The sequence below is a fragment of the Actinomadura spongiicola genome (genome assembly GCF_003432485.1).
Classification (GTDB): Bacteria; Actinomycetota; Actinomycetes; order Streptosporangiales; family Streptosporangiaceae; genus Spirillospora; species Spirillospora spongiicola.
The window spans coordinates 402191-412005 of record NZ_QVNQ01000008.1; the positions used below are offsets into that span (position 1 = coordinate 402191).

The 9815-nt window shown below is 66.7% G+C and carries 11 protein-coding genes and 1 pseudogene; 8 read left to right on the top strand and 4 right to left on the bottom strand.

Annotated elements, in window-relative coordinates:
- Positions 1-28 precede the first annotated feature (28 nt).
- A complete protein-coding gene (locus tag D0T12_RS26010; protein ID WP_117402427.1) occupies positions 29-505 on the bottom strand; it encodes an NUDIX domain-containing protein in 477 nt (158 codons plus the stop codon).
- Between the two features lie 3 nt (positions 506-508).
- Positions 509-1252: an XRE family transcriptional regulator gene (locus tag D0T12_RS26015; RefSeq protein WP_117402428.1), complete on the bottom strand. Its 744-nt coding sequence runs from the start codon at positions 1250-1252 to the stop codon at positions 509-511.
- Between the two features lie 174 nt (positions 1253-1426).
- On the opposite strand from D0T12_RS26015, the gene D0T12_RS26020 reads away from it, so the two are divergent.
- The 6 genes from D0T12_RS26020 to D0T12_RS26045 all read left to right on the top strand — a co-directional run bounded on the left by D0T12_RS26020 (position 1427) and on the right by D0T12_RS26045 (position 5862).
- Positions 1427-1636 (top strand): hypothetical protein, encoded by a 210-nt coding sequence (locus D0T12_RS26020; protein ID WP_117402429.1) that lies wholly within the window; start codon positions 1427-1429, stop codon positions 1634-1636.
- Positions 1637-1800: 164 nt separating this feature from the next.
- Positions 1801-1989 carry a hypothetical protein gene (locus D0T12_RS26025; RefSeq protein ID WP_117402430.1) on the top strand — a complete coding sequence of 63 codons (189 nt, stop codon included), beginning with the start codon at positions 1801-1803 and terminating at the stop codon, positions 1987-1989.
- 62 nt (positions 1990-2051) lie between these two features.
- Positions 2052-2354 (top strand): hypothetical protein, encoded by a 303-nt coding sequence (locus D0T12_RS26030; RefSeq protein WP_117402431.1) that lies wholly within the window; start codon positions 2052-2054, stop codon positions 2352-2354.
- Positions 2355-2413: 59 nt separating this feature from the next.
- Positions 2414-4141, top strand: a complete 1728-nt coding sequence (locus D0T12_RS26035) for an FtsK/SpoIIIE domain-containing protein (RefSeq protein WP_233526290.1) — start codon at positions 2414-2416, stop codon at positions 4139-4141.
- Positions 4142-4239: 98 nt separating this feature from the next.
- The gene (locus D0T12_RS26040) at positions 4240-4479 is read left to right on the top strand and encodes a helix-turn-helix domain-containing protein (protein ID WP_199487699.1); all 240 of its coding nucleotides are present in this window, start codon (positions 4240-4242) and stop codon (positions 4477-4479) included.
- A gap of 240 nt (positions 4480-4719) precedes the next feature.
- Positions 4720-5862 (top strand): tyrosine-type recombinase/integrase, encoded by a 1143-nt coding sequence (locus D0T12_RS26045; protein WP_147339645.1) that lies wholly within the window; start codon positions 4720-4722, stop codon positions 5860-5862.
- Positions 5863-6384: 522 nt separating this feature from the next.
- On the opposite strand, the gene D0T12_RS26050 is transcribed toward D0T12_RS26045, so the two are convergent.
- Positions 6385-7227, bottom strand: a complete 843-nt coding sequence (locus D0T12_RS26050) for a helix-turn-helix domain-containing protein (RefSeq protein ID WP_117402435.1) — start codon at positions 7225-7227, stop codon at positions 6385-6387.
- A gap of 126 nt (positions 7228-7353) precedes the next feature.
- On the opposite strand from D0T12_RS26050, the gene D0T12_RS26055 reads away from it, so the two are divergent.
- Positions 7354-7932 carry an NADPH-dependent FMN reductase gene (locus D0T12_RS26055; protein ID WP_117402437.1) on the top strand — a complete coding sequence of 193 codons (579 nt, stop codon included), beginning with the start codon at positions 7354-7356 and terminating at the stop codon, positions 7930-7932.
- A gap of 51 nt (positions 7933-7983) precedes the next feature.
- On the top strand, positions 7984-9690 hold the full coding sequence (locus tag D0T12_RS26060; RefSeq protein WP_117402439.1) for an AMP-binding protein: 1707 nt from the start codon (positions 7984-7986) through the stop codon (positions 9688-9690).
- 8 nt (positions 9691-9698) lie between these two features.
- Here the strand turns inward: D0T12_RS26060 and D0T12_RS26065 are convergent.
- Positions 9699-9815 (bottom strand): annotated as a pseudogene (locus tag D0T12_RS26065) (IS5/IS1182 family transposase); the annotation flags it as partial.

Genomic DNA, 9815 nt, shown 5'->3' on the forward strand with positions numbered 1-9815 from the left:
CGTCTCAGTAGCTGCTCACGTCCGCCTATCATGCGATAATCGGAGACAAGCCACCTTGCAAATATTGGCGAATCCTTCTTCGCATTGACTGATCCATTTCGAGCTCTTGCCACTCCTTTTTTGAGAACCAGGAAACGGCCGATGACTCATCGCTCGCCCTGAGCTCTCCGCCGACCAAACGTGCTGAAAGCAAGATCGTGAACTCTTGGCGGACTTCATTGTTGCTGGTGTAGTGGATTACGTGTTTGGGGTCGCTGTAGATGCCTACTAGGTCAGCAATTTCTACGTCGATGCCGGTTTCTTCTTTAGTTTCGCGGATTGCGGCTTGGGTCACGGATTCGCCTAGGTCTATGGCACCGCCTGGTAGGGCCCAGTTGTCGTTGTCGGTGCGGCGGATTATTAGGATCTCGCCCTTGTCGTTTTCTACGACGACGTTGACGGACGGGACGAGGCTGTTGGCCTTGGGGGCGTTGGGGTCGTCGTAGTAGTCGATTCTGCGGCCCATGTGTCAGTCCCCCGGTATGGGTGTGGCGCCTTCCCAGACGCGTTCGAAGCTCTCTAGGTAGGTGTTGACCAGCTCTGCGCCAGCTATGCGGCGTAGGTGCCAGACGGGGGCGTGTGGGGCCGGGACTCCGTAGACGTGGGTGTTGACGAGGAGCTGGTCGTCCGCGCGGTAGATGGAGTTGTAGAGGATTGTTCGGTGGAACCGGAATTCCACGTCGTGTTGTTTGCGCAGGTTCTTGTAGAGGACGAGGGCGTTGCGGATTTTCGCGGCCATGGCGTCGTCTACGCCCTCGTCTGTGCCACGTTCGGCTACTTGAGGGCTGTCTGGGTCGCCTAGGAGGATGCGGACACGAACGCCAGCTTTGGCCTTCTCGGCAAACGTACGTTGGATGCCGGCGTCTTCGGAGAGGAAGAGGCCGGAGTAGACCAGGACGCCGATCTCTTCCTCGGCAGACGCAAAGAGACGTCCCCAGATGTCCCTTGGGACGGACGTCCGGTGTGGATAGATCGTCACTAGTTCGCTGGTGGACGCAGCCGTGACTTGCTCGTTGGAGAGGGCGTTCGGCCAAAGGAACGTCTCATCGACGCCCAGGCGTGAAGCCACTGCGTAGCGGTGCCGTCGGTACGGAGTGCGATCTTTGGTGATCCAGCGTTCTACCGTCTTTGGATCTACGTCGATCGACTCGGCGAGCGAGGCGATAGTCAGGCCCTGCTCAAGCAGAGTGGCGCGTAGGCGTTCGTTCGGCATGCACCTGTCCGAGATCCGGGACGTCCTAGGACGCGGTCAACCCTATGAGGACGTCATGAACACGTCCAGTCATGTAGTGATCTCGTCCCCGAGGTCAGGCGCAATCTCTTTCTCGTGAGACACCAACCGCCCGGCTCCCCGTGGATACGGGCCTTACGAGAGGAGGGATCGCACATGATTCTCGTCCTGGCATCGATCCTCGCCGTGTTCCTCGCCGGTTCCGTCTGCGGCATCTTCGCCGTGCTCGTCATCGGTATCCATGTCGACGAGCGCCGGGTGATGCGGGGGCGCGCCGAGTCGTCCCGCGCTGCTACGGCGTCCCGACGCATGCTCAGCACCCGGACGTGCGACGACACGCCGGACCGCGTCTCGGTGGGGCGGTGAGCATGCAGCGCATGCCTCGCGTCATCACCGGCCACTCGTGCGCCTGTGGCGCGCGTGTGGAGCCCGGTAACCGACGGTGCCGTAAGTGCCGCGCCCGCGCCCGGTGGCTGCGGCGGGGGCGCGGTTCGCGGTACCCGGATCTGTGGCTGTGAGGAGGTGAGGGCGTGAACGTCTCGGTTCCGCTGGTGGTGATCCTCGGCGTCGTGGTGTGGGTCGCGTGGCGGTACATGGGACTGCGCGGTTGGCACATCGCCGTGTGTCTGCTGTTCGGGTTCTTCCTGGCCGCGACCAGTGCCGCACCGGAGATCCGGCAACTGGTGTCCGTGCTCGTCCAGTCCGTCTCTCAGCCCTGACCGAAGGGAGGGATGCCCTGGTGCCTGATATACCGCCGCGCGTCAAAGTCGATGTTCAGCAAGTGCGCGCACGCAATCTCGCCGCGCGGGAGATCGTCTCCCATCTGTCCGCCGCGATGCCGTCAGTTGAGAATCTGTGGCTTCGCCTCAACGGCGCCCTCGTCGACGTCCCCGCGCTGGTCGCCGAGATCAACCGGCTTGCGTCCGAACTGGCCAAGGTGCGGCAAGACCGCGCGAACCTGATGGCTGCGGGACGCGCCACCCTCAACGCCGAACGTGACGCCGAACCAGATCCGCTCTACTACCTCCGGGACGAGCTGCGCGCGCAGGGACATCTGCCCCCGGAGACGTGGGGGCGCGCGTGAATCGCACACGGCAGATGCGGCGGCACGCGCAGAAGATGCACCGCAATGGGCTTCAACCCATGGTGATCATCGACCGTGACGACCAGTCCCCAGACATCGCCGCTGTGCTCGTCGCGCGGGCATTGTGGCGTTATCGATCCGAGCTTGCACCAATCTACGTGGTGGCCTTGCTCGCCCTGGGTGGCGCGATTCTGCACCGGACGCACCCGGATTGGTGGCTGTGGCTGGCGGGTGTCGCGACGGTGGCTGCGTCGGTGCTCGCCATGTTCGGTGACCGGGTCGGGCTGGCGCTGCGGATCGAGCGGCTTTATGCCGCGTCCATCGCTATGGGTGCCGGTGGGTGGGTGGCTGCCGCTACCGCAGTAGGCGTCACGTGCCGGCCGCTTCCCCTCCTCCTCGCCGGTGGCGGATTCGTGCTCGCCGTTCCCTGGTGGGTGCATCGCAGAAGACGCGCCAAAGTGCGCGTAGACCGGCAGATAGCCGCATGGCCCGAAATCGCGCAAACGGTCGGACTCGCCGGTTCGCGAGCACAGTCGGCGGTGGTGGACGTGTGGGGATGGCGCGCACGGTTCGCCCTGGCACGCGGCCAGACGATCCAGGACGTCATCGGGAAGGTTCCCGCGATCGAGTCGGCCCTTGGGACCTACCGGGGCGCGGTGCGCGTCTCGCCGACACGCGACGACAAAGCCAACCGGTTCGAACTCCGGGTACTCGACACCGACCCCCACGCCGACGCCATTCCGTGGCCTGGACCGTCCGTCTCGTCCATTACCGAACCGATCGACCTCGGCCCGTTCGAAGACGCCACCGGCGCCCGTGTCCTGCTGCTGCGCCGTCACGGACTCATCGGGGGCGTTGCCGGTTCGGGCAAGAGCGGCGGGATCAACGTCCTCATGGGCAATCTCAGCGCGTGCCGTGACGTGGTGGTGTGGGCAATCGATCTCAAGCGCGGCATGGAACTCCAGCCGTGGGCGTCATGTATCGATCGGCTCGCCACCACACCGGAGCAAGCGCGCGCCATGCTGAGCGACGCCGTGACCATTCTTGAGGCGCGCGCCGAATGGCTCGCCGGGGGTGGGTTGCGCGTGTGGGAGCCGACGCCCCAACGCCCGGCCCTCGTCATCATCGTGGACGAGTACGCCGAACTGGCCGACGACGCTCCGGACGCTGCCGACGACACCGACTCGATCGCCCGGCGGGGGCGCGCCGTGGCCGTGACGCTGATCGCGGCCACTCAGCGGCCCACCCAGAAAGCAATGGGGAAGGGCGCCGTCCGATCTCAGATGGACGTGCGTGTGAGCTTCCGCGTTCGGGAACGCAAGGACGTCGATCTCATCCTCGGGCAAGGGATGCTCAGCGCCGGATGGCACGCCCACACCCTCAACGCGCCCGGCAAGTTCCTGCTGTCCGCACCCGAACATGACACACCTCGGCGAGGCCGCGCCTACCTGCTCACCGATGACACCGTGGCGCAGACGGCCGAACGGCACGCTCCCGTCCGCCCGGCCCTGGACAAGATCTTCCGTCGTGCACTGAACGAGGCGCGCATGACACCCGTCTCCGTGCCGGCCGTCGCAGAGACGCCCACCCTTGACGACACGGCCGAGACTGCCCTTCGGGAAGCCCTGGACGGCGCGCCGGACGAGGGACTTCCGATCGCTCACCTTCTACTGATCACGCAAATGAGCCGCCCCACCCTCTACCGGCGCCTCTCCGAACTGGTGAAGACAGGCCGCGCGGTCCAGGTCACGCGAGGCCGCTACAAGGCGTCCGAACACGCCCCGTAATCGTCTCACCATCTCGTCTCACGTGCGCGCCTGCACGTAAGGGCAGTGAAGACATCCGTGAGACGAGACGGAGACGAGCACTCACCGTAACCAAGGAGATGATCGCCAACCCCCACCACATGACCCGGGATCAAGCCGGGCGAGAGGAGGTGGTGTCCGTGCAGGCGTACACCGTCGAGCAAGTAGCCGAGATCCTCAACATCGGACGAGACAAGGTCTACTTCCTGGTCCGCACTGGCCAACTCCACAGCATCAAGATCGGCAAGCTGCGCCGCATCACCGACCGGCACCTCGCGGAGTTTGTCGCCTCCCTGGAAGAGAACACCGGCCAGAGGTAGGGACGTCTAGGGACGTCTTGAGTTAGAGTCGTGCGTAAGCCCAGGGCACGCCGCCCGCACGGAAGGCCCTGGGGCTCCTGGTTCTTGACAACTCGATCTACGCCAGCGTCCGCACGGCGAATTTCGCCGTGGCGCCTCCGCTTCTCTCGATCGGGGGTGCCGCTCACGCACGTCGCCAGACGGACGCAGGTGCATCACGACCGGTCAAGAACGACCTCACCTACCCAAGGAGGGGATCCCTTGGCAGAAATCATGATCGGCAAATACACGGCGTCGATCTACGAAGAAGACGGCGGCTGGACCGGCGCCATCTCGCTCGGCTTCCATCCCAACGGCAAGCGCAATCGCCCGAAGAGGAAGGGCAAGACCAAGACCGAGGTCAAGGACAAGCTCAGGAAGCTCGCCGAAGAGCTGGACAAGAGCGTCAAGACGGACCGGAACTACCTTGTCCGCGACGCGGTGCAAGACTGGCTCACGGCGTATGCCAAGTCAGGCAAGGCCCCGGCCTCCGTCGACGTCTACCGCTCGCTGGCAGCTCATCAGCTCATCCCGTTCATCGGGAGGATACGCCTCAAGAATCTGACCGCTGACGCGGTCGAGACCTGGCTTAACGGCAGGGCACCGCACCTCACCTCGTCCTCTCTGGGGCTCGTTCACAGCGTCCTCAAGAGGTCGATCCGCAGAGCGGCCCGCCATGACCGCGTCGGCCGGAACGTCGCCGAACTGGTCGACACCCCCGACGGCAAACCTGGCCGTAAATCGCGCTCTCTCAGCTTGGAACAGGCGACGGCGCTACTCGCAGAGGCCAGCAAGCCGACACAGCGGTTCGGCGCCTACGTCGTCCTGGCGATCGTCTCAGGGCTCCGCACGGAAGAACTCCGCACCCTCAAATGGAGCGACGTCGATCTCAAGAAGGCAACCGTCTACGTCTTGCGCGCCGACCGGCACAGGGGCGAGACCAAGACGAGCCTGAGTCGACGCGGCCTCGGCATCGCGGACATGGCCGTGGACGCTCTACGGGCGTACAAGAAGCGGCAGGCAGCCGAGAAACTCAGGGCCGGTGACGAGTACCAAGACAACGACCTCGTGTTCTGCCACGATGACGGCCGCCCCTACACCCGCCAGCACGTCCGGCACCGGTTCAGGATGCTGATCAAGGCGGCCAAGCTGAACCCCGCCGAGTGGTGCCCGCGCGAACTGCGACACACGTTCGTCTCGATCATGAGTGACCACGACGTGCCCATGGAGAAGATCAGCATCCTCGTCGGGCACTCCAGCACAAAGATCACCGAGACCGTCTACCGTCACCAACTCAAGCCCGAGATCCGCGACGGCGCTGAACACATGAACGACATCTTCACCCGCAAGACAAAGTCCGCGTAGGTGCAATGGCTCCCGATATGGCTCCCTGAGACCTGAAAACAGACGAGGCACACTTTCCCACCTGCGACGCGACAAGATTCGTCCTCGCGCCCGCGTTAAGGAGGGCCTGAGCGAGCCTTATCCGGCCCTCGTCCGCCTGAGTCTCGGGGAGCCGGCCTGGGAGCCACTCACCTGCGGAAACAAGGAAGGGAGGCCGGGGGGCAGGCCGGCACAGTCGATCTGGGACGTCTTGACCGGATTCTCGTTGGCTCCCTGATTGGCTCCTGGCTTTCCTTTCTCAGCGGGGAGGCGAGTACCACCGTGGTCTGGAGATCACCGAGACCGGGGCGGTGGAGATCCTCGGGTGGAGTCGAAGATGTCGGGCGGGTGGAGATCGGCCCATTAGGATGAGGGGTGGGGGTGGTGACGTGGGGAAGCACAACAAGCCGGCTACGCGGGCGTGTCCCGGGTGTAACGGGACGGGGACGAGCACCGCCACCGGCGAGAAGTGCAATGTTTGCCGGGGTACCGGGCGTATTTGAGCTAGCGGAGGCCCGAGACGGCGCGCAGGGTGGTGGGGCGCAGGCGGTCCAGTGCGGTGGACGTGGCGTCGTCGGCGGGGAGGTAGGCGATGAGCGCCTGGCCGTCGCCTACGGGGAGTTCGAGCGTTTCGTACGCAAGCCGAAGTTCGCCCACGTCGGGGTGGACGAAACGTTCCACGCCGGTGCGGCGCGGTAGTCGCAGTGGGGCTCTGCCGCGCTCGGTGAACGGTGCGCCCGCTGTGACGGTCAGTTCGTCGACGAACCTGGAGAGGTGCGGGTCACCGCCCGGGAAGGCGGCGCGCAGGCCCGCGACGCGTTCGTCGGCGACGTGGTCCCAGTCGGGGTAGACGGACCTGGCCAGCGGGTGGGTGAAGGTGTAGCGGACGAGGTTCGGTGGGGTGCCGTCCAGGAGTCCGACCGGGGCGGCGAGACGTTCGTAGGCGTCCGTCCAGGCGAGGATTTCGCCGAGTCTGTTGACCAGGATCGCGGGTGTGGGCTCTAACCGTTCGAGGAGGGTCCGGACGGTGGGACGCACCGAGTCGGCCGGTTCGCTCAGGCAGCACTCGCCGTCCACGAACTTGGACAGGATGCGCAGGTGGACGCGTTCTTCCGGCGCCAGCCGCAACGCGTCGGCGATCGCGCCGAGGACGGCGGCTGACGGGTGACGGTCGCGGCCCTGTTCCAGGCGGGCGAGGTACTCGACGCTGAGCCCGGCGAGGGTGGCGAGTTCCGACCGGCGCAGCCCGGGTGTGCGGCGACGGCTCCCTTCGGGCAGCCCCACTTGCGAGGGGGTGACGGCCTCCCGGCAGGCGCGCAGGAAACCGCCCAGCTCGTTGTCACTCACGTCCGCAACGTACCAAGGGGCGGGCGGCGGATCGTGGCCCTGTCAGTGCCCGTCTGAGCGCGGTCTCCCTCGGAGACGTCAGGTCGGCCAGCGTGGAGGGCACATATCCACGAAGGAGAACATGAATTGGCACTGAACCTTGTCGTCATCGTCGGGAGCGTTCGGAACGGCCGGTACGGTCCGCACTTCGCGAACTGGTTCGCGGAGTGCGCGCGCCGCCACGGGTCGTTCGACGTGGATGTCGTCGACCTCGTCGACGTGACTCTGCCCGCCGCGTTGCCGGCGGGGCCGGAGGAGTCCGGTCGGTCGTCCGCGATGGCGGGCCTGGCACGGAGGTTGGACGACGCGGACGCGTTCGTCGTCGTGACGCCCGAGTACAACCACAGCTACCCGGCGTCCATCAAGCACCTCGTCGACTGGCATTCGGAGGAGTGGCGCGCCAAGCCGGTCGGGTTCGTCTCGTACGGCGGTATGGGCGGGCTGCGGGCGGTCGAGCACCTCAGGCAGGTGTTCGTCGAGACCCACTCCGTTCCCGTGCGGGACCAGGTCGGCTTCGATCGGCACTGGTCACGCCTGGACGAGGACGGGAATCTGCTCGACGCGGACGGTGCCGACGCAGCCGCGAAGACGCTTCTCGACCAGTTGGCGTGGTGGGCGGGCGTCCTGCACGACGCGCGGGAGAAGACGCCGTACACGGTGTCGTAGAGATCGCGAAGCGGGGACGCGGACGCCCCGCGGATGGTTGAATCGTCTCCCATGTGGCATGCGTCACAACGGTCCGCCCCGTGGCGGCGGTGGTATCAGCCGGGCGTTCCCCAGGAGCTGACCATCCCGGACGTTCCCGTAACGCGGCTGCTCGACGACGCCGCGGACAGTCATCCGCGCCGGCCCGCGCTCATCTTCTTCGACCGTCGGATCCGTTACCGGCGGCTGCGTTCGGCCGTGGACCGGTTCGCCGACGGGCTGCGCCGTCTCGGCGTCCAACCGGGTGACCGGGTGGCGCTGATCCTGCCGAACTGCCCGCAGCAGGTGATCGCGTTCTACGGAGTGCTGCGCCGCGGCGCCGTCGCGGTGCAGCACAACCCGCTGTACACCGAGGAGGAGATGCTCCACCAGCTCGCGGACTGCGGTGCCCGCGTCGCCGTTGTGCTGGATCGTTCCTACGCGACGGTCAGCGCGGTCCGTTCGCGGGTGCGGCTCGAACACGTCATCGTGACGTCGCTGGCCGACTTCCTGCCGGTGCGCCGGCGGCTCGCGCTGCGGCTGCCGTCGGCGCGGGCCCGGCGGCGGCGCGCGGCGTTCGTCGTGGAGGTGCCGGACGATCCGGGCGTCGTCCGGTTCGGCGAGATGCAGCGGGCGCCGCGGCGGCCGGTGCGGCAGTTGGAGTTGGAGCCGTCGCGGCATCTCGCGGCCATCCAGTACACCGGCGGGACGGAGGGGCGCCCGAAGGGCGCGATGCTCACGCACCGGAACCTCGTCGCGAACGCCAGCCAGCAGCACGCGTGGGACCGCGAGGGGCGTCCCGGCGCGGACGTGACGCTGGCGGTGCTGCCGCTGTTCCACTCGTTCGGGCTGATGAGCTGTCTCGTCTCGCCGATGATGACGGCCGGTGCCGTGGTGCTGCTCCCCCGTTTCGACGCCGACCGGGTGCTGCGCGCGATCCGCAGGCACCGGCCGACCATCTTCCCCGGCGTGCCGACGCTGTTCGAGGAGCTGCTGGACGACCCGCGGCTGGCGCCGTCCGACCTGAGGTCGCTGCGCATCCTGGTGTCGGGCGCCTCGGACCTCGGGCGGGGCACGATCGACCGGCTGGGACGGCTCGGCGTCAAGGGCCTGATCAACGGGTACGGGCTCACGGAGGCGTCCCCGGGGGTCACCGCCAACCCGCTCGGCGGCGGGGCCCGGAACCTGACCGTGGGCCTCCCGCTGCCCATGACCGACGTCGTCATCGTCGATGAGGACACGCCGAAGAGGGTCCTGCCACCCGGGGAGCCGGGGGAACTGGTCGTGCGGGGGCCGCAGGTGTTCGCCGGTTATTGGAACGCGCCGCTCGCCACCGCCCAGTCCCTGTCGAAGGGGTGGCTGCGGACGGGTGACATCGCGGTGATGGACGAGGACGGTTTCATCACCATCCTGGAACGCCGCAGGGACATCATCAAGGTCAGCGGGTTCAGCGTGTTCCCGACCGAGGTGGAGCGGGTTCTGCGGCGCCATCCCGCCGTCCATGACTGCGCCGTGGTGGGCGTGCCGGACGTCCGGCGGGGAGAACGCGTCATCGCGCACGTGGTGGAACACCCCGCCTACCCGTTCTCGGCGGACGAGCTGCGACGGCACTGCGAACGTTATCTGTCCCACTACAAGGTGCCCGCGGAGTTCCGTCCGCGGACGGAGCTGCCCCGCAACGTCCTCGGCAAGGTGGTCAGACGGCGGCTGCGCGACGAGGTCGTCAACTCCCCGGCTTAGACGTCATCTCATTTGGCGAGTCGGCGGTGACAGATGAGGGTGGCGGCGATGCCGACGAAGGCCAGGAAGTGCTCGGGCTTGCGTTCGTAGCGGCGATGCAGGCGGCGGCAGCCGCTCAGCCACGA

What these genes read in the sequence shown, in the direction of transcription:
- D0T12_RS26060 (WP_117402439.1), top strand. Translation starts at nt 7,984, where the DNA reads ATGTGGCATGCGTCACAACGGTCCGCCCCGTGGCGGCGGTGGTATCAG.
- D0T12_RS26040 (WP_199487699.1), top strand. Translation starts at nt 4,240, where the DNA reads ATGATCGCCAACCCCCACCACATGACCCGGGATCAAGCCGGGCGAGAG.
- D0T12_RS26015 (WP_117402428.1), bottom strand. Translation starts at nt 1,252, where the DNA reads ATGCCGAACGAACGCCTACGCGCCACTCTGCTTGAGCAGGGCCTGACT.
- D0T12_RS26035 (WP_233526290.1), top strand. Translation starts at nt 2,414, where the DNA reads ATGGTGATCATCGACCGTGACGACCAGTCCCCAGACATCGCCGCTGTG.
- D0T12_RS26020 (WP_117402429.1), top strand. Translation starts at nt 1,427, where the DNA reads ATGATTCTCGTCCTGGCATCGATCCTCGCCGTGTTCCTCGCCGGTTCC.
- D0T12_RS26010 (WP_117402427.1), bottom strand. Translation starts at nt 505, where the DNA reads ATGGGCCGCAGAATCGACTACTACGACGACCCCAACGCCCCCAAGGCC.